The sequence below is a fragment of the Legionella adelaidensis genome (assembly GCF_900637865.1).
GTDB classification, from domain to species: domain Bacteria; phylum Pseudomonadota; class Gammaproteobacteria; order Legionellales; family Legionellaceae; genus Legionella_A; species Legionella_A adelaidensis.
On sequence record NZ_LR134418.1, the window covers coordinates 1 to 23,180 of the forward strand.

Here is a 23,180-nt window from a genome sequence, read left to right on the forward strand (position 1 = left end):
ATCTAAAATATGAAATTGTGCCGGCAAGTTAGCATCTTTATAATGACGGCGTAATAAACGATGACAAATACTATGGAAGGTTCCTACCCAAAGCCCTTCTATGGGAAATGCCAACAACTGACCTAAACGCGCTTTCATTTCCCCAGCAGCTTTATTAGTAAAAGTAACGGCCAATATAGCATTCGGGGATATAAATTCATGTTCAACAAGCCAGGCAATGCGATTTACCAAGACGCGTGTTTTACCACTCCCCGCCCCTGCCAATACTAAAGTATTCCCTAAAGGAGCAGTGACAGCACTCAATTGACGTTCATTAAGCCCCTCTAACCAGGGTGTTTTAGCCATAATCATTCCCATACATACGAATTGCGTATTATCTTAAATTTAGCAGCCAAAGCAAAGTAGGTTGGTGCTGAAGGCCCAACCTACTTTAAATAGTAAAGGAGGACAGTTCAACACTTTTACTAGACATATACTCTCTTTAATTTTTTTGCGGTTTTTAAATGTGTCGTATAAGATTATTCAAAATCTTTGGTAATTCTTATGCTTACACTTTATCCAGCTATAAAACCCAATGTTTCCCACATCTTCTCGGTTACTAAACCGCACGTTCTGTACTTAGAGGAATCGGGTAACCCCAATGGTATTCCAATCATTGCCCTGCATTCGGGGCCGGGAGCAGGTGGTGATACGCATTTACGGCGTTTTTTTGATCCCCAACGTTACCGTATTATTATCTTCGATCAAAGAGGATGTGGTCGTTCTACTCCGCATTTGGAACTTGCAAATAATACCACCCAGGATTTAATAGATGATATTGAAGCAGTCCGCCATTTTTTAGGTTTGAATCGTTTTATATTATTTGGTGGTGGCTGGGGTTCATTGTTGGCATTACTTTATGCAGAACAATACCCGCAAAATGTAAATGCTTTACTGCTTCATCAAATTTTATTAGGTCGCAAAGATGATATTGATTGGTTTTATCAAGGCGGCGCTGCGAAAATTTATCCTGACTATTGGCAAGATTTTATTAAGACAATCCCTGGCAACCGGCAAAATAACATCACTGGCTATTTTAATGAATGCCTGCAAGGGACGAACGATTTGGCCCGAATTTCCGCAGCCAAAACCTGGGCTACCTGGCAAGCGCATTGCAGCAGCTTGCAACCTAATTTAAATGTCATTGATGCCTATAATGACCCCCACTTTGCTTTAACCTTGGCAACCTTGGAGTCCCATTATGTAAGCAATCAATATTTTATAAAAGAAAATCAAGTTCTTGAAAATATAAAAAAGATCAGGCACATCCCTACTTACTTGATTCACGGCCGTTATAATATGGTTTGCCCTTTATCGGCAGCGTGGCAATTACATGAATCCATGCCAGCTTCTCACTTAAGTATTGTTCGAGACGCGGGCCATAGCGATCGCGAACCCGGACTTATTGATGCCATCATTCATGCAAGCATTGAAATTCTTAGACAGGATTTAGACGCTAGCTAGAGGTTTCATATTATCTCGTGTAAGATACAAAAATTAATCCTAATAAAAAGAAAAACATGCGCTTTCCTTTACTTTTTGTTTTTTCCTTATTTTTGTTAGTAGCTTGCGTAAAAGGTGAAAACCCTGACGATCCTTATGAGTCTATTAATCGGCAAACGTATAAATTTAATTATGCATTTGATACTGTTGTCCTAAAGCCTGTTGCCAAGATCTATCAAGCCATTTTACCTCCCCCCGTCCGAACTGGCGTTAATAATTTTTATAATAATATTGCTTTGCTTCCAGCAATTGCCAATGACTTACTCCAAGGGGATCCGAATTATGCATTAAAAGATACCTGGAGACTATTTGTAAATACTACGTTTGGAGTAGTGGGAGTTTTTGATCCTGCTTCGCGTATAAATCTCCCACCACATCGTAATGATTTGGGACTTACTTTTGCCAAGTGGGGCGATAAAAAATCCCCTTACATTGTTATTCCTTTCTTGGGGCCCAGTACTATTCGTGATGGGATGGGTATGTTATTTGATTATACAATTTTTACACCGTATCCTTATATTCCTTCTGATACCGTAGTGTGGTCTTTAATTGGCGTTCGTTACGTAGATCTCCGTGCCCAAATGTTGGAAACGGACAAATTAATGGACGAGGCCATGGATAAGTATTCTTTCATGAGGGATGCCTATTTGCAGCATCGTAACTACCTAATCACTGGCCAACAAGACGCGCAAGAAGACAGTGGAGACTTATATGTGGACGATGTGGAAGATGATTCAAAAAAGACGATACTTCCTAATACCAACGACGAAGACATTTATCCTATTTTAAGTGCTGTTTCCAATGCTACACGTCGCACTGTTTGAACCTGAAATTCCTCCTAATACGGGAAATATTATTCGCCTCTGTGCTAACACAGGGGCCCAGCTACATTTAATCCACCCTTTGGGTTTTGCCTTAGACGACAAAAAAATGCGGCGTGCGGGTCTTGATTATCATGAATGGGCTAATGTTATACATTATAAAAATTTTGCGGAATTTAGTGAAAAAAATAAAAATCGCCATATTTTCGCCTGTACTACTAAAGCCGTGACCAATTACTGTGAAGTGAGTTACCAAAACGATAATGTACTTTTATTTGGACCTGAAACACGGGGGCTGCCTCCCGAGATAAGAGAGCAATATCAGGGGATACGGATTCCAATGCGGGAATCGAGCAGAAGCTTAAATCTTTCCAACTCTGTTGCCATTATTCTTTTTGAAGCCTGGCGACAGTTGGGATTTAAATAATATTTTTCTGCCGCAGAAGGCGTAGCAAATGAGTCAAGCTTCTTTGATATTACGTTTGTTGGGCCTTCGGCGCCAACCTACAGCCACTGCAAAAACCGCAAATAATCCCCTGCTATATCCAGGTTCGTTTCTTTTTCTATCTCACGAATACAAGTCGGACTAGTCACATTAATTTCTGTTAAATAATCCCCAATGACATCAATTCCTACAAAATATAATCCCTTTTCTTTTAAAGTGGGGGCAATTTGCTGGCAAATCCATTTGTCCCTTTCATTGATGGGAACCACTTTACCGCAAGCCCCTGCAGCCAAATTGCCTCTTAACTCGCCTTTGGCCGGGATTCGTGCTAATGCATAAGGAATGGGTTCTCCATTAATTAATAAAATGCGTTTATCTCCTTTATCTTTGATTTCAGGAATGTAACGCTGGGCCATAATGGTAATCGTTTCCCCATGGGTTAATGTTTCCAAAATTACTGATAAATTATTTCCTTCCTGGTTAACATGAAAAACAGATCTGCCTCCCATCCCCTCTAAAGGTTTAAAGATAACCTCTTTATGCTGTTGCCAAAATTTTTTTAAGCGAGGAATGCTACGCGAAACCAAGGTTGGTGGGCAGCATTGTGGAAATTGCAAGGTAAAAAATTTTTCATTTGCATCGCGTAAACTCTGGGGTTTATTTGCAACCAATACCCCTTCTTTTTCTGCTAAATCTAAAGCATACGTTGCAAAAATATATTCCATATCAAAAGGAGGATCTTTACGCATTAGAATAATATCGAAATAAGTGAGAGGTTTTTCTATTGACTCTTTTACTAACGCCCATTCTTTAGAATTGTTCTCTTGTACAATAATTTCAGAAATGTTTGCAAATACCTCCCCGTCTTTACAGAATACATCTTTGGGAGTAAAAAAAGCACAAAACCAGCCCATGGCGTTTGCACTTTTGATCATGGCTACGGTTGAGTCTTTATAGGGTTTTATTTTTTCTAGAGGATCCATTAATACGCCAAGCTTCATACCTTTCCCTTTCTCTCAATAGCATCTATTTCTCTAGCAGCAGCAAGAGCTGCTAATCTTGCAATTACACTGTAAGTATAAAATCGATTAGTACAATCAATGACTTCCAAGTCCTCTCTAGGCATATTACAAGGATGGGCAAATGCCAACGGTTCGAAATGCATGCCAGGAGAATTTAAATTTTCGGCAGCGCCTTTTTCTTGATGCACACGATAAAAACCACCTACAACGTATTGTCCTATCATATAGATTACCGGCTCTGCAACAGAACCATTAGGCATGGATTCAAAAGTATATACCCCCTCTTGAATAATCACTTTATCAACCTTACGACTGCCTTTACTCGCGGCCATTTTTGTTCTTTGTTTACGATTTAATTGCAATAATTCCTGCGCTTCGTGAACCATCATCACGCTCATGCCGTAGGTTCCATTATCTGCTTTTACCGCAACGAAAGGTTTTTCTTTAATACCATACTCATTATATTTTTGTTGTATGTTGACTAAAAGTTCATTGGCCGCATCAGCGACAACATCGAGGCCTTCTTGTGCCAAAAAATCCACCCCTTCTACTGATTTAAATAAGGGATTGATAAGCCAAGGATCTAAATTCACCATGGTACAAAATTCTTTGCTAACGCTATCAAAAAATCGAAAATGTGTAGATTTTAAACGGTTAGCCCAGCCTAATTTAAGGCCGGGAATAATGTGTTGCTCTATATTTTCTAAAATTACTGGAGCCCCTTCGGATAAATCATTATTTAATATAATTACGCAAGGATCAAAATTTTGCAGCCCTATGCGGTTGCCTTGTCGAATTATGGGCTCGATGAAAAGCTGGCCTTTTCCGGTCTCAATTTTGTTGGGCTCTTCTAGTTGCGAATCAATACTACCCAAACGGACAACGTAACCTGCCTTAACTAAAATATCTTGCAAAACCTGCAAGCTTTGAAAATAAAAAAGATTACGAGTATGACTTTCAGGGATTAATAATATTTTTGTACAGGGATTATTGCCTAATACGGACTGAGCCGCTTGGATACATAAAGGTAAGAAATCTTTATTTAAATTATTAAATCCCGCTGGAAATAAATTGGTATCAACAGGTGCTAACTTAAAACCTGCATGACGCAAATCCACGGAAGACGTAATTGGAGCAGGGGTTTCTTGCCAGCGCTTTCTAAACCATGCTTCTATTGCTGCCACTTGATTAAGTATTACTTTTTCTACTGTATGCAATGGGCCTGCATGTGCCATAGTTAAATGAGGTACTGAAGTATTTAACACGTCCCTTCCTTATTTTTAAAAACGTAGCCAGGAGTTAGGTAATACTCAAGATACTTGAATATTAATTTCTGCTATTATGAAAAGAATTCATTAAGGATAATATATGTTACCTGAATTAGTTCAAAAATTTAGTGCTCAAATCCAAACATTTTATTATTTAATCCTTTTAATTAGTGCCATTTTACATGTAATTTTTGCCGGTGCCGTAGCAAGAGACGCAGGAAATTTGTATAACCTGGGGCAAAAACCTGCGCTTGTATCTGGCCCTACCTGGGCTTTTGCCACACTCATTGGCGGCGTAATAACCGCCGCCATTTATTGGTTTATTCATCATTCAACGCTGACAAGACCAGCTATAAGGGAGACCCGTTATGATAAATCCTGAGGTTCATACCATTTCTGTGCAAGAACTTAAAAAACGTCAAGAAACAAATCCAGAGTTATGCTTAATTGATGTACGAGAAAATGAGGAATGGGAAGAATCCCGCATCCCTGGTGCTTTGCATATTCCCAAAGATGAAATTACCCAACAGATTGAAAAACATATTCCCGACCGCCATCAGCCTATCTACTTACACTGCCGCGCCGGTGCGCGCTCATTATATGCAGCCCGGTGCTTGATAGACATGGGCTATCAAGAAGTTTACTCTGTAAATGGCGGTATTTCCGAGTGGGAAATGAATGGATATCCGATAGAACGGTAAATCGTCACTTTTTAATGCCCGTCATTCTCGCGTATTTAACGAGCTGTCATTCCCGCGCAAGCGGGAATGACAGGAGTAGCCTTTGGCGCCAATCTACATTAGAACATACCTCCCCTCTTGCCATAGACCCGCATTCAAAGGATAATTCGCCTTTTATCATAATAAATCAGGCATAGCATGGCTCAGTTACAGCAATTTATTTTAAATCATTGGATGCTATGGGTAGCTCTCATAGTAATTGTTGTTTTTATCCTTATCAATGAAGTGATTTCTAATAAAAAGAAGGCGAAAGAATTGTCACCTTCCGCAGCCGTTAATATGATTAATTCACAAGATGCCGTTGTTATTGATTTACGCGATGCCGAAGCCTATAAAACAGGCCATATTGTTAACTCTATACGTGCGACTGCAGAGGATTTTTCTCAGCAAAAAATGAGCAAATACAAGGACAAACCTCTTATTTTGGTGTGTCCTCGCGGGGTACAATCGTCTTCTTTAGCAAATAAATTACGTATACAAGGGTATAGCAACCCCATGGTTTTATCCGGCGGAATAAGTGCCTGGAGCGCCGCCAACCTCCCCTTAGTCAAAAAAACGAAAGGATAGAATATGGCCGAAGTTATTATCTATAGTTCTGGCTTTTGCCCTTATTGTGTACGTGCTAAACAGCTATTAGATAGAAAAGGAGTGACTTATACGGAAATTCGGGTAGATGAAGACCCAGTAAAACGAGAGGAAATGATTCAAAAAACCAATCGTTTTACCGTTCCCCAAATTTTCATTAATGGCCAAGCAATTGGTGGCTGCGATGATATGTATGCCCTGGAGCGTTCTGGGCGTTTAGATGAACTTTTACGAGGATAAGCACACCATGAGTGAGCAAAATAATAACCCTAATAATGAAGCCCATTTTATGATTCAGCGTATTTATGTTAAAGATTTATCTTTTGAAACAAAAAATACGCCAGCCATTTTTCAACAAAAATGGGAACCCGAGTTATCTTTAGATCTAAACACCAAGCACACAAAATTGGAAGAAGGTGTGTATGAAGTTACCTTAACTGTAACTGCTACGGTTAAAAATCAAAAAGAGACGGCATTTCTTGTGGAGGTGCAACAAGCCGGTATATTTACTATTCAAGGCGCACCTGCTCAACAGCTGGAGCATCTTTTAGGAAGTTTCTGCCCTAGCATTCTTTTCCCTTATGCCCGTGAAGCCATTACTACGGAAGTAGTCCGTGGAAGCTTCCCGCAATTAGTACTGGCGCCTATTAATTTTGACGCTATTTACATGCAACAGTTGGAAGAAAAGCGTAAGGCTGAAGTTGAGAAAAAAGCTGCAACTAGTAATTAAATATGAGTAAAAGGATAACCATATTAGGAGCGGGATCGTGGGGTACAGCGGTAGCCATTCATCTCGCTCGTAAAGGTTATCCTGTTGATTTATGGGCACGCGATCTTAAGCATGTAGAAGAAATGCAAAACGATGGCTGTAATAGTCGTTACTTACCCCATGCCCTTTTTCCCAAATGTTTAAGAGCGACTCATGAGTTACAACAAAGTGTAACAGCAGCAGAGTATGTCATTATTGCTGTTCCTTCCCATGCCTTCGCCACTGTGTTGACCAATATACCTAAACCTATCAAGGGCATAGCTTGGCTTACCAAGGGGTTGGACCCCAAAGCCAATCAATTATTAAGCCAAATTGTTGCTACAAAATGGGGAAAAAATTTTCCTTTCGCTATTATAGCGGGGCCTTCTTTTGCCCGTGAAGTATCTGAATCCTTGCCTACTGCCTTAGTGGTTGCCGGCAATGAACAATCTTTTTTAAAAGACTTACAGTCTTTGCTGCACGGTAACACCATGCGCGTATATATAAGTGAAGATTATACAGGCGTGCAACTTTGTGGAGCAGTAAAAAATGTATTAGCTATTGCCTGCGGAATTAGTGATGGGCTGCAATATGGAGCCAATGCAAAAGCCGCTTTAATCACGCGCGGGCTCGCAGAAATGAGTCGTTTGGGACATGCATTGGGAGCAAAGGCAGAAACTTTTATGGGGCTTGCAGGAGTAGGTGATTTAGTCCTTACCTGCACAGATAATCAATCGAGAAATCGTCGTTTCGGATTGTTATTAGGGCAAGGCGAAAAAATGGCCACCGCCGAAAGCCAAATTGGGCAAGTAGTTGAAGGAAAATATAACGCGGCCCAAGTATGTGCGCTGGCGAAAAAACTCAAAGTTGAAATGCCTATATGTGAACAGGTAAATCAACTGCTCAATGAGAAAATCACCGCCCAAAAAGCTGTTGAAAATTTGATGCAAAGGCCGTTAAAAGAGGAATAGAACTCAGAAAATTGCACCTTAATTGCGGCTGCGATATCTCTACGTTGTGAGGTCTGATTTAATTTTTCTCTTAACCATCGTAGCTGATTGCGGATCAACCAGGTTTCAGGTCTGGTTGATTTCGCTAGATCAAAACCTGAAAACCTGGTTGACCAGCAATCAAGTACGACTTCTGCCGGTCCAACTTTAATCCTACATCTGAGGTTCTAATTTCCCATGCCTGATTTCATCGCCCTCATGGACGTGAAATGAAGAGGTATCCTCTGCTTTTTGCCGCGCTTCATTTAATTTATCTTTTAATTCTTTTTGGTAGAAGCTAAGCTCTTTTAAGGTGTCACTTTCTTTAGCAGCTTTGGGAAATATACTTTTCAAATGTTTATTCACAAATTTATCGATTTGAGACGGCGTGGCGTTTTTCCCTGGACCATCACAACCTTTTACTAATGAAACAATTTTTAAATTAGCTAACTCGGGGTTATCTTTTTGTAATAATAAAATGGCTGCATAAACTTTATTTGCTTGGGTCACAACATCTTTGTGAGAACTTAAAGGAGCGGTAATAAATATTTCACCGTAACCTGGGTAGTTGCTTAATAGCATTTTTGCCGCTTTAATAGCAACCAGGCTTTTCTCGTCATCTGTTAAATTTCCCGTTGAGCGATCAGATACCACGCCACGATGGTTTTGCACAATTTTGCCGATGCGGGGTTTTTTGTCTTTATCCTCACCAAAATTACAGCGCGAATAAATAACTTGCGTTTCAGGTATCTTAATTCCTTTAAAATAAGGCGCATTAGCTATGTCAGTCCGCAAAGACAGACCTTCTTCTTTCACTGGGTCATGTAAGTTTGAGGCTGTTTCCAGCGAATCGACAAAGTCAAGCAAGCTATCTTGTTCCATTAAAAATACTTTTGCAGTAGCTTTAGGTGAAGGTTTATCCACAGGTTTCACCTGCGGTCCGGGGACGTGCCCGCCAGTTATATCTACTAAAGGATCAGTTTCCGGATCCGGTTGTTTTCTACGGATATCCCTCAGAAGTTCATATGACGCATCTAATTTTCTTTGAGTTTCATTTAACTTTTGCCGAAGGGCTTGGGCAGTTTCCTCTGAAAACTTTGCTTTATCTTGTTCAAATCTTTGCAACAGCTCTGCGATTGACTCCGCTATGCTTGTCAAAATAGCTTCTTTCTCAGCCAAATCTTCTGTGAGGGTAGTACTAGCTACATCTATTTGATTAGCGGCTTCCATTTGTGCTTCCAGATCTTTAAGCTCTTTTGTCAGTTCGTGAAGAGCTATTTGATCCTTAGCTGCTTGCAATACCGGAACAATCGCTTCTTTATCTGCCGCGGCAATGGCAGATAACTCATCTCTTTCAAATTGCACAGGTGGCAAAGCTTCCCCAATTTGTAATTTACCTCTCTGTTGTTCAATAACACGATCTAATTCTTCTATAGGAACTTCAATCAACAGACGAAGCGCTTTCTTCCCGTCTTCATTATCAATTTCAATGGATTTAATAGCCTGAATAAGGGCCTGTATTTGTTCAGGAGATAACATTGGGACTCCGATTTATTTCTTTAAATTAATACCATTTTAAGATAGAAAACTTAAGCGGGGATTAAGGGTATTGACTAGATTCTACAAAACTTTGCTATTTTTTGGGAGCAGTGGAGAAAGTATCTCCCTCTTTTAATACTTCCGAGCTTTCTCTTCCCAGCCCTTTCGCTTCCCTTATTCGCTCACGTAATGCATTCTGATGCACAGCTAGCTCGCTGACATGTGTTTTTTCGATACTTGCTGTAGGGAGCGAATCTTTCAAATATTTTTCAATATAAGATTTTTCCGCAGCGGGTGAACTGTTTTTAGGCCCATTGCAGTCTTTCACCAGAGAGATGATTTTTATGTCTTTTAATGAAGGGTCTTGACTCTTTAAGTATAAAAGAGACGCATACACTTTGTTTGCTTGTTCAATATCTGCTTTAGAACTAGGAACGGGGGCAGAAATTATAATATCACCATAGCCAGGATAATTGGTTAACATCATTTTAGCCATTTTTAATGCGACTAGGTTTTTCTCTTCAGGAAGTAAATTAGAAGTGGAATGATCAAATATTCTTCCTTTATGGTCTTGAAGCAGCGCCCCCACTCGCTCCTTTTTCTTTTCATCTACCCCAAAATTTTGTAAAGACGCAATAGTTTGTCCCTCCGTTAGCCTTTTTGCTTCAAAAGAAGGAGCGTTATCAACGCTAGTCATTAGCATAAGCTTCCGTTCTGCCGGAAGTATGTCACCAAGCTTTTCACCTTTTTGTAACAAAGAGTCGGTGAAACGCATCATACTATCTTGCTCCATCCAAAATAGTTTCCCACCTTTCCTGTCTTCTTTGGCAGCTGGAGCGGATATGTTTTTGGGCTGAGGTTGCCCCCCACCTTCCACTTCAGCAATAGGCTCCTCATCTTCAGGAATAACCTCATCATCCTCAGGAAGAGGAACTTTGGCTGCCTCGGCTGCCAATCTCTCTAATTCGCGTCTTTCTTCTTCATCTTTTGCTAATCGCGCAGCTTCATCTTGTCTTTGTAATTCTTCGCGCATTCTTGCTTGTGCTGCACTTACTCGCTCTAGAATTTCCCTGTCTACTTCCTCTTCATCTTGTGGTGCTGCTGTTAAATCGCGCGGTGACATATCTGAGTATAGTTGCCCCTCAGAAACAGATGGATGCACTGTGTCCACATAGCTTTTAAAATCATCAAAATAGGAACTACCTTCTCCCCGTAACCAGGGTGTAAACGCATCCCAGGCAGATTTTTCATATTCAGGAAAAAAAATCTCCCAATTATCGTACATTACCCGTGCAAATTGATCATGGTTTTCACTACCAATGCTATCTAGGAAAGTTTGACAAGAATTTGCGTCTTTTGCGACCAGCTCCTCTAATAACTCTTCAATTTCGTCATGAGTCACAAACTTTCTCCCGCAATATGATGTCTAAAGAAGTCAATTAAATTATAGGCAAAGATTAATTATTTTGCTCTTATTTGAATCTAACAGGACTTTTTTATGCATCAATCAGTTTCAAATTCGCTTCTTTTAGGTTCTCACCTAAAAATAGCGATCCTACTTTCTGAAAACGGGTTAAAGAATCGGTGACTAAATATTCAATGGTAGGATTATGATTTACATGCAATAAGTTTTCTTGCATCAATAATTTTTTTAAGGCACTCGCCGTAGCATCTGCGGAATCAACAATTCGCACACCTTCAGGCAATATCTTTTGTATTAACGGTTTAAAAACAGGAAAATGCGTACATCCTAAAAGGACGGTATCTTGATTGGAAAAGTTAACCAGGTAATGGTTTAAAGTAGTCCGTGCTATTTCATTATCAACCATACCCTCTTCCGCTAATGCAACTAATAAACTACAAGCTAAGCCAGAAATTGTGGCAGAAGGTATTTTTTCAGAAATTAACCGTTGATACGCATTACTTGCAATCGTTGTTTCCGTAGCCAAAACTACAATTTTGTTACTTTTCGTGGCTGCTACGGCGGCCATAGCACCCGGCTCTACCACCCCGATAATGGGTAGGTCTGGGAGTAATGTTTGGAGGTGGGTTAAGGCCGCCGTGGTAGCGGTGTTACACGCAATAACTAACGCTTTAATATTTCTTTCTACCAAAAGCCGCGCCATTTGCGTCGCATATTGCTGCACTGTATTAGGACTTTTCGTACCATACGGCAATCTTGCCGTATCACCGAGGTAAATAAATGATTCATTAGGTAAAGCGTTTCGTAAGGCTCGCAACACAGTAAGCCCGCCCATTCCAGAGTCAAACACACCTATTGCCAGCTCTAATTTATTCATCTTTTGTGCCTTATGGAGAAGGATTTTTATATCAAAAATACTATTTTGAAGTATTTTGGATATATATTCTACACTAACAAGAAGCGAAAATTCTTCTGAATTTCATTTAAATCAAATTTATTTAAAAACAAAGAAAAACTTAACCAGGCACTCAGAGCCGCTAAATCACGAAATTGCGGAGGAAGGTAGGTGGGTAGCTCTAGTATCCCATTCACCAACAAATCCTTTAATAAAGGTAAATCATCTAAAACCACTTTACCGGAAAATAATAAGGGAATGGCATCTATTTTCCTTTGGCTGATAGCAAAACGAATAAAATTGTAAATGAGTACGAATCCCTTTGCGTAGGATAAATCTTTGGTAAATGGCCCGCCCGTAGGAGTACTGCCTCGAAATATACGAACACTTTGTCTATAACTTTCTTCTTCTGTTAAACCACACTCAAGAAAATATTTATAAACATCTAAAAAATCAGCGCCCTGGGTAACTTTATCTAGGGCAATTACCCGATTGGTAATTTTTCGCATCCTTCCAGGGTAAGAGGAAAATGTAATCACTTCTGTTAAAACAGCAAGCCCTTCTTGAATAACACTACTGGAGGGAGAACCTTTGGAAAGAAAATTACAATACGGTTGCATGCTTCCATTTAACGTAGTACCTACATGCACCCACCCTTCATGCACTTCAAGATATCTTATATCGCGGTCACTAAACATTACCCGCTGACTTAATTTAATATTATCAGCCCCTGCGGAAGCGTCAGCAATCATGCCATCACTTACCATCACAGTCACTTTCCCGGTGTGTCTATCAAAAAAAGCGCTTAACCGTGCCTGTAAAATTTCTTGAGCTTCTTCGGGGGTATATCTTTTAACATCCGCATCGGATTGTAACTGCACATCCAAGGTAGTTAGTACATCAAACAGTAAAGCACCTAACTCTGATAAACGAGGCCCACCGGCATAAAAAACATCATTAGGACTGCCATAAAGCTCCATGGAAATTTCGCAGAAAGTGGAGGTTCCACGTCCGGCAAGCATTTGCACCGCCCGACTATATTCATCGCACATGCGTTTTATGAGTCGAGTAATTGAAGCATATTGGCCAAATTGATTTTGGGTATCCCGTAAAATACCTCTAAATTCCTCTATTTTTTCCTTCGCATCAAAAGGAAGTGGTTTATTTTTATAATAATCCTCATTAATTGCCGGTAGTTTTTTAGCCTTGTGTTTAAAAAATTCTTCGCGGATATTTTCATCCCATTTAATAGAATCGAGAATGCGAATACTTTGCTGTGCATCCACCAGTCTTTGGGAAAGCTGTTTAATTGCTTCAAGTTCCTCTACCGGTGTTTGCATCCTTTACAAAGCTCCTAAACAGTAGGTGGCTCAATACTTACCTGAGGATTTTGTGTTTGCTCCGGTAAGTCATGAAAATGACTTATATTATCTTCTGTAAGACCCGGAGGAACAACCAAATTCTCTCCGTTTCTACTAGACAAATAATACTTCTCACCATTACTAGTATAGTAGGAAGAACATGAACACAAGATAATACTCAATAAAATCAACACTATTTTGTACACAACATTTACCTCTTTATTATAATAACCGCAGTTTTTTCATGGCTTTCTCTAACGCTTGCTGATGGTTATCTGAAAGAATGGTCAAGGGCAAGCGGATTTCATTACTTATTAAACCGAGGCGATGCATCGCCCATTTGACAGGAATAGGATTAGACTCTACAAACAGTAATTGATGTAGCGGCATGATTTCTTCATTGATGGAAAGACAAGATTCTTTATTCCCATCCATTGCTGCATCACACATTTTGGCCATTTGCTTAGGTACAACGTTGGCCGTCACTGAAATCACTCCTTTAGCTCCCTTCAACATCCATTCAGCAGCTGTTGGATCGTCACCGCTGTATATATCTACTGTGGGACATAATGAAAGCAGTTGGTTTAATCTTTCTTCTTTTCCAGTGGCCTCTTTTATGCCAATGATATTGGATATATGGGAAAGTCTGGCAACAGTTTCGGGAAGCAAATCACAGGCAGTCCTGCCAGGAACGTTGTATAAAATAATGGGCACGGGCACGGCATGAGCGATGGCGTTGTAGTGTTGAAATAAGCCTTCTTGGGTGGGCTTAATATAGGCTGGAGTCATAATCAGCACTGCATGCACACCACACTCCATCGCTTTTTTGGTCAACTCGATGCAAGCAGCGGTAGCATTCGCTGCAGTACCGGCAATAACAGGAATACGTTCTTTGGCTTGATCTACCACTGTTTTAATAACTAATAATTTTTCCTCATACGTCAGCGTCCCGGATTCGCCAGTAGTACCTGCAGCAACGATTGCATGGGTACCCGCATTAATATGAAATTCCACTAATTCACGTAAACGAGGTACATCAACGGCTCCATTATGAAAAGGAGTCACTAAAGCCACAATACTTCCTCTAAACATACGCGTTTTTCCTTATTTTTTATTGGTATACCCAAGAAGCTTCAAAAAGCTATGTTTTTGAACGATTCGATTTTTGGGTCTGGGGAATTAAAAAAGACGAATAATAACCCAGCTATTGGGTGTTTTTTGGTTTCCCAGGCGCAAAAAGCGATAGATCAAAAATAGCATTTTGGAGTTTCTTGGGTATAGTACTGTTTGAGAAATATTTTCTCAAGGAAATAAATTTCCGCATACTCGCTTGCCGCACCCACCCAATTTTACGCGCGAAACCATAAATATAAACCCTTACTCATATCTCAAAAACCACATTTTGATCATTTTTTATCTTTATTTTCTATTTTTTGTACTATCATTGGTAATGAAGGAGTTAACATTCAAGAGGATTGATACTATGAAAAAATTAATCTTATCTTTATTTTTTGGTCTTAGCACATTAGTTTTGGGCGGCTGTGGAAGCCCAAGCCAAGTAGGGACTGTTGCTGGTGCTGCTGCAGGAGCTGGAATTGGCTATGCAGTAAGTGGAGGTACCGCTCTTGGAACTGCTATAGGTGCTGGTGCTGGTGCTCTTGTGGGCAATCAGATTGGCCAATCTCAAGAAAGAAGAGTTTATCGTAATGGTGTTTGGTACTATTACTGATAGCACGCACCCCCTGGGTTTACCCAGGGGGTTAAATTCATAAACATTTCGTTAAAGTTTGGGAAATAAAAGTTTCTGGTTTGGAAGTTGTATGTTTAAAAATGGATTGCTCACTACAGCACAGATCAGAGGTTTCTTTTATTCCACGATCAAGTAACGAATTTATTTCAGCTTTAGTGGTAGTATATCCAAACAACCCGCGCAAAATACGAATGATCCATAATTGGCTTCGTAATTGGCGAATATAATTAAGTTCAGGAGCAGGCATTTGCTCACCATCACCATTTAATGCCCGTTTTAAGTTCATTAATTCTTTTTTTAAGTACATATTTTTTTTATTAGCTTCGATAAACTTACGAATACAAATAACCGCTATTTGTTTTTGCATTTTCAAACAATAACGGTGATCTTCGCCTATATCTCGTAATACTTCTCTGAGTTCTTGCGAATTTTTTGCTTGCAAAGCTCTGGTTGGATAACCGGTTGAAAATAAAAACAAATCTGCATCGTAATGGACAGCTTTTATAAATCGAAAGAAAGCATGGGTTTTTTCCCCGCCGTTTTGCACTAAAAATTTGATAATGCAGGGCAGACTGCTTCGAATGTCATTATCTTTTTCTTTTTTCTTTTGTTGATAATTAAATACGGCCAAATCCAGGGGAGTTTGTCCCCAAGCATTTTTTGTATTCATGAACTCGTTAAAAGCAAGCACCGTTTCATGGTAACGAAAATCGCCTAAACGAATGGCCGCATGCAAAGGAGTATCTCCTTTTTTAAAAACTCCTGACCGACAAAGCGCAGCATATTCAATCATACGTTTCTCCACTTCTGTAGAGGCCGAAGAAGTAAACGGTACAATAGTATGCTTAATGCTTGCTAATTCCTCTTCTGACAATTCACGTACAAATCGACGAAATTCCGGGAGAGTAAATAATACGGCGCGTAACTTGGCTTGTCTGGCAACGATAGACTGAGTAATCAGAGCTACTTTGGCCCGTTCATCCGGGTTATTACAATTAAATTGTTTGGAGAGTGACTCTTTGATGATCGCTGGAGGAATTAAAATATGCTTATAAAAAGCCTTCCATTTTTCTTTTATAAAGATTTGGGATTGAGCAAGACTGGCAAAAGCCTCTGTCTCTTCGCTCGATGTGTATGCGTAAGGTCGAATAGCACTCAGAGAGCGCTCACGAGTAGGCCAGTAATAATTTTTAGAGTCCTGCAAAGCAGGAAAGTTTAAAAGATCCTTGGCGGTTACTTTAAAAGCATCCGTGCCGTTAAACCAATTAAAAAATCGAGCGTTACAATACGACATAACACTATCAGCAAGCATTAGGTCATGATCGATTTTAAAAAATACAACTTCAGGTATACCGCCTTTTTCTACAATATAAAATCCGAAGTTACCTTTATGCAGATCATCTTCTTCCAGGGTATAGGAAGTAGCTAAAACACCAGCTAAAGACTCCATATTCAATGAAAGCTTACCTTGGTCACAAGCTGTCTTCATTTTACTAAAAAACCCGGAAGGAAACTCTTTTAGGAAATAAAAAGGTATTTCGTTTGAATTTTTTGCGTGCACTGGAGTAAGACGGATCCCCTCTTCTTTAGAGTCGAAAGAGAAAAATGGGGAAGATAAACCTTCTCTTTGTGTAATGGGATAAGTAATTCTCTCGGCACAAATACCAACAATATTTTTCGCTTCATCTTTAACTAATACTTGTTTTGCGGTTAAATTTAAAGGCAAAAAAAGACGGGCTATCTCTCCAAAAGCAGTTTCAAAAAGCGATAACTCCGGGTTTTTATATTTATTTTTTTTATAAATAACAGAAACAAATTCACCTTTACCAATTTCGTAACGAGAATTAGTGTAAACATTATGTCCAGAATTGAGAACTTGGTCGCCAAGATCAATTCTTTCTTCCTTAAAATAAACGGTCATACGATGCTTTTAGCTGTCAAAATGTAAATTTATATAAAAACATGCAAATTGATTAATTTGCTCCCCCACAAATTACTAATCTCCAAGCCAATTAATAATCCCAAACTTAGCTTCGCGTGTTAACACGAAGGCTGAAGAGAAAACATGTATACCTTACAATGTAGGCTATTATTTAAATTTATCTATATCATCTGATTGTATGGTGAGATCACTATCTTGATCAAAATTTCCCTCCTCAGATAAGCGGATTTTTAACCCCACATTATTTTTAGAATCAGCATAATATATCGCGTTTTCTTTACTAATTTTGCCATTTTTGTACAGATCAAACAATGCTTGGTCGAAAGTTTGCATGCCTTGTTCGGTACTTTTAGACATAACTTCTTTTACTTCTTCTATTTTTCCTTTTTCTATTAGGTCTGAGATATAGGGAGTATTTAACAATACTTCCACTGCAGGAACTCTTTTGGCAGCCAAGCCTGGTATTAAACGCAAGGAAATAATAGCGCGCAAGTTTAAGGAGAGATCTAATAAAAGTTGTTGCCTCGCTTCCTCGGGAAAGAAATTTATAATGCGGTCCATGGTTTGGTTGGAATTATTGGCATGCAAGGTGGATAAACATAAATGACCCGTTTCAGCGTAGGCTAAACCATGTTTCATAGTATCTTTGTCTCTTATTTCACCAATGAGGATTACGTCAGGTGCTTCACGCATGGCATTTTTTAAAGCATTTCCGTAAGTTTGGGTATCTATTCCCACTTCCCGTTGGTCAACAATGGATTTCTTATGCTGGTGTAAATATTCAATGGGATCTTCAATTGTTAAAATATGGCCGCAATAATTTTCATTGCGATAATCAATCATGGAAGCCAAGGTAGTCGATTTACCAGAACTGGTCGCCCCAACTACTAAAACCAAGCCACGTTGCTCCATAACAATAGTTTTAAGGATAGGGGGCAGGTTTAAATTTTCAATAGAGGGTATTTCGCCTTTTATATAGCGAATTACCATTGCCACTTCACCTTTTTGCCTAAAGACATTAATACGGTAACGCCCAATTCCTTCTACTGATAGTCCCATATTTAATTCCATCGTACCTGCAAATTCTTTTTGTTGGGAGTCATTCATCATGGAATTGGCAATTTCGATCATTTGTTGCGAGTGGATGGGCGCTTTACCCACGGGAGCGGTTATCCCTTCAATTTTGATATGGGGGGGAATTCCAACACTAAAAAATAAATCCGAAGCACCTTTATCCGCCATTAACTTCAAAAAAGGGATAATATCCATATTTTTATCCGGTATTTTTTATTTATAAATTAAGTGTAGATAAGATACGAAGGAAACTCCAAAATGCTGTTACATAGATTTATATCTCCGTTATTGTCGGTCGCACCGATATAAATCTTCGCATACTCCCGTACGGAAGTTTTGTTTATCCGCGCGAAACGTAGGTAATAGACAGGACTTATTAGCGTTCGCAATAGCCCAATTATGAGCTAAAATTAATCATAAAAGGGAGAGATTTATATGGACCGCGAAGAAGAAGCACTGAGCATTTCTAACCCCCGTCTGCTTTCTGCTATTTACTTTAGCCTGTTGGCAATTATTATTACCCTTGCTATTGATGTCGTTATGTATAGCTTGGGAATAGATTTCTCTATTCCTCTTTTTAAAGCCATATTGTTAGCCGTTATTATCGCTGCTACTTTTGGCGCTTTATTTGGGGAGAACATCGTCCATAGCCCCACTCCTTATAAAAAACATGCGTTTTGGTGGGCATTTTTAATGGTCATGGTGGCTGTACCCTTTTACACGTTGGGTTTTTTCATCCTCTTAAAACAACACAATCCCAGCCTTTTCTTAAATGCAACCACCCAGCATCTTTTCTATTTATATTTGTTAGTTTTACTTTACAGCTTTATACTTGCAGGAGTGTGGTTAGCATTATTTGCTGGAATAGCCGCTATTTTTTTAAGAGGCTACCTGGTGAATTTTTTATTGCGCTCTTTATACGTTCGTCGTACATCCCCAACCGGAATAACGATCGGAACCAAAACACCTAAATATGGTCAACAAAAAATAGATCAAAAAACAATAAAGCATGGCCGAAAACCTAAACAATAAAGCAGCGCTTTTACAGGAACTTGAAAAGGGAGCTATTGTAGTTACTCCCAATAAAAGGTTAAGCCAGCATTTTTTGCAATCCTATATTCAACAAAAAAAAATTAGCAAAAAACCCCTTTGTTTTTCTTACCATAGTTTTTTACATTTTTTATATAAAAAAGTCCGACATCAACTAAACCGTCAAGCCCACCCGATTTTACTAAGCAAATTGCAACAATTATTTTTATGGCAACAAATCATCGGTAATGGTGAGCCGATACCCAAAGGGTTACTTTTAATGGTCGCAGAAACCTGGAAACGTTTCCATTATTGGCAGTTATCCATTAACCACCCTAGTTTTTTGTATAACAATCAAACCAGTGCTTACCATAATTGGCATAAACAGTTTGAAAAAGAACTGCGTCGCCACAATGCCTTAACTGAAGAAGAATTAGGCAATTATTTAGGTTCTTTTCTCAGCCAAATAAAAGTGCCTGCCATGATTATATGGGCTTGCTTTGATGACTTTACCCCCCAACAGCAAGCGCTGCAAAAAATTTTGGAAAATGCAGGTTGTAGCCATAAAACCTATGAATTAACAGCTATACCATCGTATAGCTATCAATTTGCAGCTTCTGATAAAGAGCACGAATTAACCCAGCTTATTCACTGGGCAAAAGAACAGTTAAATACTCAAAAATGTGTTGGTATTGTGGTTCCAGAGTTACACTTACAAGCGCAACGATTCCATAGAGAATTTCTAAGACATTTTAAAGCAGAAGATTTTAATATTTCTTATGCTCAGCCCCTGATTGAATTTCCACTCATTGCGCATGCATTGGAATTTTTAAATTTAAATAAAATTGTAACCAGACAAACCGTGCAACACTTACTAAAAAGCCCTTATTTAAAAGGCGCACATAGTGAATTTATTGCGCGCGCAGAGTTAGCAGATAGCAATCAGTTACTACAAGAAGAAACTGTGACCTCCATTACCCTCATAGCTTCTTGCGAAAAAACCGCTCCTGTTTTTAGCGAAATAATAAAAAAACTAACCCCTTACCCCTTGGAAGCCCCATTAAATGAGTGGGTATTTCTTTTCAAACAACGGCTAGCAGAAATCGGTTTCCCCGGTGAATATGCACTGAATTCGGAGTGTTTCCAATATTACAAAAAATTTTTACAACTAGTAGATGAATTTACTACGCTTTCTTTTTTGCACGAAAAAATAACCAGGGAACAGGCGTTAGACTACTTACAATTATTGGTAGAAAATACGGCATTTCAGCCGGAAAAAAATAATGCTCCTCTGCAAATTTTAGGTATTCTTGAAGCTTCAGGCTGTACCTTTGATAAACTATGGGTAAGCGGACTGACCCTGCAAAGTCTTCTCCAAGGAGGTAAAACTACTCCCTTTATAAACAGCTCGCTTCAACGTGAAAAAAAGATGCCTTTCGCAGACCCGGTAAGCCAGGTGGAATTAATGGATAAGCTACTCAAGCGTTTACAAAATAGTAGTTCCACCAACATCTTTAGCTATCCTTCATTAGTTGATGACATTCCCCAGATGCCTAGTCATTTTTTAGTTAATCTTCCCCTCCTTGATTTTGAAGCAGTAGAAGAAAAATTTTCTCATAGTTTAATTGAGAGGAAAGAAAATTATTTCCTCCCTTTAATAAATGAAGAGACAATTATTGGGGGTACGGCAATTCTTGCCAACCAGGCAAAATGCCCTTTTCGCGCATTCGCCGCGCACCGTTTACACGCCTATGCAAAATTAGAGTCTTTTGCTGGCCTAAATCCCCTACAAAGAGGACAAATAATTCATAGAGTGATGGAAAACATTTGGAAAAAAATAGAAAGCCAAACGCAGTTAAATGCTCTTTCTCCCCCTCTATTAGAAACGCTTATTGAAGAAACCATTCAAACCAGTTTAGCCCCCTTAAACAACGAAAACCGCGTTTCTTTTTCTCCGGTAATACAGGAAATCGAAACTATCCGTTTAAAAAAACTAGTTTACGGGTGTATCGAATGGGAAAAACAAAGACCTGCATTTACCATAGAAGCCCTGGAGCAATCTTTTACAATTAATATAGCCGGCGTTGAATTTAAAGTACGTGTTGACCGGCTTGATAAGGTAGAAAACACTAAATGGCTCATTGATTACAAAAGCAGTTTACCCAGTCAAAAACCATGGTACGAGGAAAGGCCTGAAGAACCGCAACTGTTATTATATGCCCTTCTTGATAACTCCATAAACGCCTTGCTTTTTCTACAAATAAAAACAGGCAAAATTGAATGCCAGGGAATTAGCCAAGACTTTATTGATTTACAGGGATTAAAACCATTGAAAGAAGAACATTCCTGGATAAATCAACGCGAAGTTTGGCGAGAGAACTTAACCCGCCTGGTCCAGGAATTTACATCGGGGTATTGTGCACCGCTTCCCAGTAGAGAAAGCATTTGTAGCCAATGTGAGTATAGTAGTTTGTGTAGAAAGGCTTATTAAAGTTTTACCTCAAGCTCAATACTAAGTAAATGGTCTCTTATGGTTCCTAACCGTTCATAACTATTGCGCTCAAGATACCCTACCAATAAATTGGTATATTTATCAAGTTGCCATTCTATTCCTGCAAAATATCTATTCTGGCTAATAGTCTTGGCAGAAACCCATTGGGGATGATTCAGATTAAAAAATATCTCATCATAAATTACTGGGGATATTCCTTTACTAATAGCATCATTAAAGGTAAAAAAAGCTCTCGCCCTATCTCTGAATGCCGTTTTAGGGGCCAGGTGATTGTAACGGGCTTCGATTCGATTTCTAAACCCAAGATTAAGTTGGCTTGTTTGCATAAGTGTCGTTTGCAGTTGTTGCCAATAAGCTTGGGTATAACGCGCTGAATTTTGCATTCTCTGAAACAAATCATACCCAAGCCAAAGACTTAGCTTTTTAGTCACCATATAACCGAAAGCCGGGCGGGTTAAAAACTCATCTTGTTGATTATCATTAAAAAAACGCGCCTCGACTTTATAATAAAAGAAAACAGAATGCTCTTTTTGTGGTGTGGTTAATGTAAAAGCGTTCCAGGATCCTTTAAAAGTTTGATCCGCGTAAGAAATGGAAGAAATTACTGCCCAGATTGCAAAAATATAAATCTTACCGCTAGTATAAACTTTTCGATGAGGAGACATTCTGGTTACCAAGATTACCTGTCAAAAAAATAATTTGATGATTGTTCGAATACTAAGGCCAATTATTACAAACCCCGCAACGAGCATGATAATCCTGGGTTGGATACGGCGAACGATATAAGCGGATAAAGGGGCCGCTATTCCTCCGCCTACAATCAAACCCAAAATGATAAGCCAATGTGAAATACCAATCGTAAAAAAGAAAGTCATGGAAGAGCTAATGGTTATTAAAAATTCCGTAAAATTGACAGAACCAATTGTATAGTGCGGGGTGGTGCCTTGCGCCAATAGCGAAGATGTAACCATGGATCCCCAGCCACCGCCTCCTGTTGCGTCAAAAAAACCACCCGCCAGGCCTAAAGGGATAAGACCCTTGGCTTCTTTGGAAGGTAATTTTTGACGCGTAATACGGTGAGAAAAAAAATTTTTGATGCTTTGCATTATTTTCCCACCTTGAAACGCCCGACTGAGGATAATGACGCCCATAATAATAAAATAAATAGCAATCAAAGGCCTGGCAATGTTCACGGGAATTATCGTTAAAACATAGGCTCCCAAGACCGCTCCAATAATACCTGGAATAACTAATCTGCGAAAAAGCACATAATCAACATTTTTGAACATCGCATGGGAAATACCCGAAATACCGGTAGTGACGATTTCGGCAGTATGCACAGAAGCACTCGCCACAGCTGGAGGTATTCCAAAACTTACTAAAACAGTAGTACTGATTACGCCGTATGCCATGCCTAAAGCCCCATCGACTATCTGTGCTGCAAACCCCACGAAAACATAGAAGATGAATAATTCAAACATGTGTAAATCCTGCA

The 23,180-nt window shown here is 39.3% G+C and carries 24 protein-coding genes and 1 pseudogene; 12 read left to right on the plus strand and 13 right to left on the minus strand.

Going from position 1 to position 23,180, the window contains the following annotated elements; genetic code table 11:
* Positions 1-12: 12 nt before the first annotated feature.
* A pseudogene (locus tag EL206_RS10195) lies at positions 13-357 on the minus strand (UvrD-helicase domain-containing protein); the annotation flags it as partial.
* A 186-nt stretch (positions 358-543) separates the two neighbouring features.
* On the opposite strand from EL206_RS10195, the gene pip reads away from it, so the two are divergent.
* The 3 genes from pip to trmL are packed head-to-tail and all read left to right on the plus strand — an operon-like array spanning position 544 to position 2,790.
* Complete coding sequence (pip, locus tag EL206_RS01145; RefSeq protein WP_058461311.1) at positions 544-1,503, plus strand: prolyl aminopeptidase; 960 nt, start codon at positions 544-546, stop codon at positions 1,501-1,503.
* Between the two features lie 56 nt (positions 1,504-1,559).
* Positions 1,560-2,366 (plus strand): MlaA family lipoprotein, encoded by an 807-nt coding sequence (locus EL206_RS01150; RefSeq protein WP_058461310.1) that lies wholly within the window; start codon positions 1,560-1,562, stop codon positions 2,364-2,366.
* The gene (gene trmL, locus EL206_RS01155; protein WP_058461309.1) at positions 2,344-2,790 is read left to right on the plus strand and encodes a tRNA (uridine(34)/cytosine(34)/5-carboxymethylaminomethyluridine(34)-2'-O)-methyltransferase TrmL; all 447 of its coding nucleotides are present in this window, start codon (positions 2,344-2,346) and stop codon (positions 2,788-2,790) included. Before EL206_RS01150 ends, trmL begins: the two co-directional genes overlap by 23 nt.
* Positions 2,791-2,867: 77 nt before the next feature.
* On the opposite strand, the gene gshB is transcribed toward trmL, so the two are convergent.
* Together gshB and gshA are read right to left on the minus strand one after the other, a co-directional pair.
* A complete protein-coding gene (gene gshB / locus EL206_RS01160) occupies positions 2,868-3,809 on the minus strand; it encodes a glutathione synthase (RefSeq protein ID WP_058461308.1) in 942 nt (313 codons plus the stop codon).
* Positions 3,806-5,065: a glutamate--cysteine ligase gene (gshA, locus tag EL206_RS01165; RefSeq protein ID WP_058462333.1), complete on the minus strand. Its 1,260-nt coding sequence runs from the start codon at positions 5,063-5,065 to the stop codon at positions 3,806-3,808. Before gshA ends, gshB begins: the two co-directional genes overlap by 4 nt.
* A gap of 133 nt (positions 5,066-5,198) precedes the next feature.
* On the opposite strand from gshA, the gene EL206_RS01170 reads away from it, so the two are divergent.
* From EL206_RS01170 to EL206_RS01195, 6 genes are all read left to right on the plus strand, one after another.
* Positions 5,199-5,480: a hypothetical protein gene (locus tag EL206_RS01170; protein WP_058461307.1), complete on the plus strand. Its 282-nt coding sequence runs from the start codon at positions 5,199-5,201 to the stop codon at positions 5,478-5,480.
* Positions 5,467-5,799, plus strand: a complete 333-nt coding sequence (locus tag EL206_RS01175) for a rhodanese-like domain-containing protein (RefSeq protein ID WP_058461306.1) — start codon at positions 5,467-5,469, stop codon at positions 5,797-5,799. Before EL206_RS01170 ends, EL206_RS01175 begins: the two co-directional genes overlap by 14 nt.
* A gap of 177 nt (positions 5,800-5,976) precedes the next feature.
* The gene (locus EL206_RS01180; RefSeq protein WP_058461305.1) at positions 5,977-6,405 is read left to right on the plus strand and encodes a rhodanese-like domain-containing protein; all 429 of its coding nucleotides are present in this window, start codon (positions 5,977-5,979) and stop codon (positions 6,403-6,405) included.
* A gap of 3 nt (positions 6,406-6,408) precedes the next feature.
* Complete coding sequence (gene grxC, locus EL206_RS01185; protein ID WP_058461304.1) at positions 6,409-6,663, plus strand: glutaredoxin 3; 255 nt, start codon at positions 6,409-6,411, stop codon at positions 6,661-6,663.
* Positions 6,664-6,670: 7 nt separating this feature from the next.
* Positions 6,671-7,153: a protein-export chaperone SecB gene (gene secB, locus EL206_RS01190; protein WP_058461303.1), complete on the plus strand. Its 483-nt coding sequence runs from the start codon at positions 6,671-6,673 to the stop codon at positions 7,151-7,153.
* Between the two features lie 2 nt (positions 7,154-7,155).
* Positions 7,156-8,142 carry an NAD(P)H-dependent glycerol-3-phosphate dehydrogenase gene (locus EL206_RS01195; protein WP_058461302.1) on the plus strand — a complete coding sequence of 329 codons (987 nt, stop codon included), beginning with the start codon at positions 7,156-7,158 and terminating at the stop codon, positions 8,140-8,142.
* Positions 8,143-8,334: 192 nt separating this feature from the next.
* Here EL206_RS01195 and EL206_RS01200 read toward each other — a convergent pair whose 3' ends face one another.
* From EL206_RS01200 to dapA, 6 genes are all read right to left on the minus strand, one after another.
* Positions 8,335-9,699 carry a hypothetical protein gene (locus EL206_RS01200; RefSeq protein WP_058461301.1) on the minus strand — a complete coding sequence of 455 codons (1,365 nt, stop codon included), beginning with the start codon at positions 9,697-9,699 and terminating at the stop codon, positions 8,335-8,337.
* A 94-nt stretch (positions 9,700-9,793) separates the two neighbouring features.
* Positions 9,794-11,101, minus strand: coding sequence for a hypothetical protein (locus EL206_RS01205; RefSeq protein WP_058461300.1), 1,308 nt, complete (start codon positions 11,099-11,101; stop codon positions 9,794-9,796).
* A gap of 94 nt (positions 11,102-11,195) precedes the next feature.
* Positions 11,196-11,999, minus strand: coding sequence for a glutamate racemase (gene murI, locus EL206_RS01210; RefSeq protein WP_058461299.1), 804 nt, complete (start codon positions 11,997-11,999; stop codon positions 11,196-11,198).
* 68 nt (positions 12,000-12,067) lie between these two features.
* Positions 12,068-13,357, minus strand: coding sequence for a flavohemoglobin expression-modulating QEGLA motif protein (locus tag EL206_RS01215; RefSeq protein WP_058461298.1), 1,290 nt, complete (start codon positions 13,355-13,357; stop codon positions 12,068-12,070).
* Positions 13,358-13,371: 14 nt separating this feature from the next.
* The gene (locus EL206_RS01220) at positions 13,372-13,584 is read right to left on the minus strand and encodes a hypothetical protein (protein ID WP_084758811.1); all 213 of its coding nucleotides are present in this window, start codon (positions 13,582-13,584) and stop codon (positions 13,372-13,374) included.
* A gap of 16 nt (positions 13,585-13,600) precedes the next feature.
* Positions 13,601-14,470: a 4-hydroxy-tetrahydrodipicolinate synthase gene (dapA, locus tag EL206_RS01225; protein WP_058461297.1), complete on the minus strand. Its 870-nt coding sequence runs from the start codon at positions 14,468-14,470 to the stop codon at positions 13,601-13,603.
* 391 nt (positions 14,471-14,861) lie between these two features.
* Between dapA and EL206_RS01230 the strand changes: the two genes are divergently transcribed.
* The gene (locus tag EL206_RS01230; RefSeq protein ID WP_058461296.1) at positions 14,862-15,107 is read left to right on the plus strand and encodes a glycine zipper domain-containing protein; all 246 of its coding nucleotides are present in this window, start codon (positions 14,862-14,864) and stop codon (positions 15,105-15,107) included.
* 37 nt (positions 15,108-15,144) lie between these two features.
* On the opposite strand, the gene ankK is transcribed toward EL206_RS01230, so the two are convergent.
* Positions 15,145-17,049, minus strand: coding sequence for a Dot/Icm T4SS effector AnkK/LegA5 (gene ankK / locus EL206_RS01235; protein WP_058461295.1), 1,905 nt, complete (start codon positions 17,047-17,049; stop codon positions 15,145-15,147).
* A gap of 168 nt (positions 17,050-17,217) precedes the next feature.
* Positions 17,218-18,339 carry a PilT/PilU family type 4a pilus ATPase gene (locus EL206_RS01240; protein WP_058461294.1) on the minus strand — a complete coding sequence of 374 codons (1,122 nt, stop codon included), beginning with the start codon at positions 18,337-18,339 and terminating at the stop codon, positions 17,218-17,220.
* Between the two features lie 240 nt (positions 18,340-18,579).
* Here EL206_RS01240 and EL206_RS01245 point away from each other — a divergent pair, with 240 nt between their 5' ends.
* Positions 18,580-19,176, plus strand: coding sequence for a hypothetical protein (locus EL206_RS01245; RefSeq protein WP_065310916.1), 597 nt, complete (start codon positions 18,580-18,582; stop codon positions 19,174-19,176).
* Positions 19,154-21,664, plus strand: a complete 2,511-nt coding sequence (locus EL206_RS01250; RefSeq protein WP_058461293.1) for a PD-(D/E)XK nuclease family protein — start codon at positions 19,154-19,156, stop codon at positions 21,662-21,664. The genes EL206_RS01245 and EL206_RS01250 overlap by 23 nt, the downstream gene beginning before the upstream one ends.
* Here the strand turns inward: EL206_RS01250 and EL206_RS01255 are convergent.
* Complete coding sequence (locus EL206_RS01255) at positions 21,661-22,350, minus strand: DUF2490 domain-containing protein (RefSeq protein WP_058461292.1); 690 nt, start codon at positions 22,348-22,350, stop codon at positions 21,661-21,663. The two genes, EL206_RS01250 and EL206_RS01255, sit on opposite strands and share 4 nt — an antisense overlap.
* Before the next feature lie 21 nt (positions 22,351-22,371).
* The gene (locus EL206_RS01260; protein WP_058461291.1) at positions 22,372-23,166 is read right to left on the minus strand and encodes a sulfite exporter TauE/SafE family protein; all 795 of its coding nucleotides are present in this window, start codon (positions 23,164-23,166) and stop codon (positions 22,372-22,374) included.
* Between the last annotated feature and the right edge of the window lie 14 nt (positions 23,167-23,180).

What these genes read in the sequence shown, in the direction of transcription:
- pip (WP_058461311.1), top strand. Translation starts at nt 544, where the DNA reads ATGCTTACACTTTATCCAGCTATAAAACCCAATGTTTCCCACATCTTC.
- EL206_RS01150 (WP_058461310.1), top strand. Translation starts at nt 1,560, where the DNA reads ATGCGCTTTCCTTTACTTTTTGTTTTTTCCTTATTTTTGTTAGTAGCT.
- trmL (WP_058461309.1), top strand. Translation starts at nt 2,344, where the DNA reads ATGCTACACGTCGCACTGTTTGAACCTGAAATTCCTCCTAATACGGGA.
- gshB (WP_058461308.1), bottom strand. Translation starts at nt 3,809, where the DNA reads ATGAAGCTTGGCGTATTAATGGATCCTCTAGAAAAAATAAAACCCTAT.
- gshA (WP_058462333.1), bottom strand. Translation starts at nt 5,065, where the DNA reads ATGGCACATGCAGGCCCATTGCATACAGTAGAAAAAGTAATACTTAAT.
- EL206_RS01170 (WP_058461307.1), top strand. Translation starts at nt 5,199, where the DNA reads ATGTTACCTGAATTAGTTCAAAAATTTAGTGCTCAAATCCAAACATTT.
- EL206_RS01175 (WP_058461306.1), top strand. Translation starts at nt 5,467, where the DNA reads ATGATAAATCCTGAGGTTCATACCATTTCTGTGCAAGAACTTAAAAAA.
- EL206_RS01180 (WP_058461305.1), top strand. Translation starts at nt 5,977, where the DNA reads ATGGCTCAGTTACAGCAATTTATTTTAAATCATTGGATGCTATGGGTA.
- grxC (WP_058461304.1), top strand. Translation starts at nt 6,409, where the DNA reads ATGGCCGAAGTTATTATCTATAGTTCTGGCTTTTGCCCTTATTGTGTA.
- secB (WP_058461303.1), top strand. Translation starts at nt 6,671, where the DNA reads ATGAGTGAGCAAAATAATAACCCTAATAATGAAGCCCATTTTATGATT.
- EL206_RS01195 (WP_058461302.1), top strand. Translation starts at nt 7,156, where the DNA reads ATGAGTAAAAGGATAACCATATTAGGAGCGGGATCGTGGGGTACAGCG.
- EL206_RS01200 (WP_058461301.1), bottom strand. Translation starts at nt 9,699, where the DNA reads ATGTTATCTCCTGAACAAATACAGGCCCTTATTCAGGCTATTAAATCC.
- murI (WP_058461299.1), bottom strand. Translation starts at nt 11,999, where the DNA reads ATGAATAAATTAGAGCTGGCAATAGGTGTGTTTGACTCTGGAATGGGC.
- EL206_RS01215 (WP_058461298.1), bottom strand. Translation starts at nt 13,357, where the DNA reads ATGCAAACACCGGTAGAGGAACTTGAAGCAATTAAACAGCTTTCCCAA.
- dapA (WP_058461297.1), bottom strand. Translation starts at nt 14,470, where the DNA reads ATGTTTAGAGGAAGTATTGTGGCTTTAGTGACTCCTTTTCATAATGGA.
- EL206_RS01230 (WP_058461296.1), top strand. Translation starts at nt 14,862, where the DNA reads ATGAAAAAATTAATCTTATCTTTATTTTTTGGTCTTAGCACATTAGTT.
- ankK (WP_058461295.1), bottom strand. Translation starts at nt 17,049, where the DNA reads ATGACCGTTTATTTTAAGGAAGAAAGAATTGATCTTGGCGACCAAGTT.
- EL206_RS01240 (WP_058461294.1), bottom strand. Translation starts at nt 18,339, where the DNA reads ATGGATATTATCCCTTTTTTGAAGTTAATGGCGGATAAAGGTGCTTCG.
- EL206_RS01245 (WP_065310916.1), top strand. Translation starts at nt 18,580, where the DNA reads ATGGACCGCGAAGAAGAAGCACTGAGCATTTCTAACCCCCGTCTGCTT.
- EL206_RS01250 (WP_058461293.1), top strand. Translation starts at nt 19,154, where the DNA reads ATGGCCGAAAACCTAAACAATAAAGCAGCGCTTTTACAGGAACTTGAA.
- EL206_RS01255 (WP_058461292.1), bottom strand. Translation starts at nt 22,350, where the DNA reads ATGTCTCCTCATCGAAAAGTTTATACTAGCGGTAAGATTTATATTTTT.
- EL206_RS01260 (WP_058461291.1), bottom strand. Translation starts at nt 23,166, where the DNA reads ATGTTTGAATTATTCATCTTCTATGTTTTCGTGGGGTTTGCAGCACAG.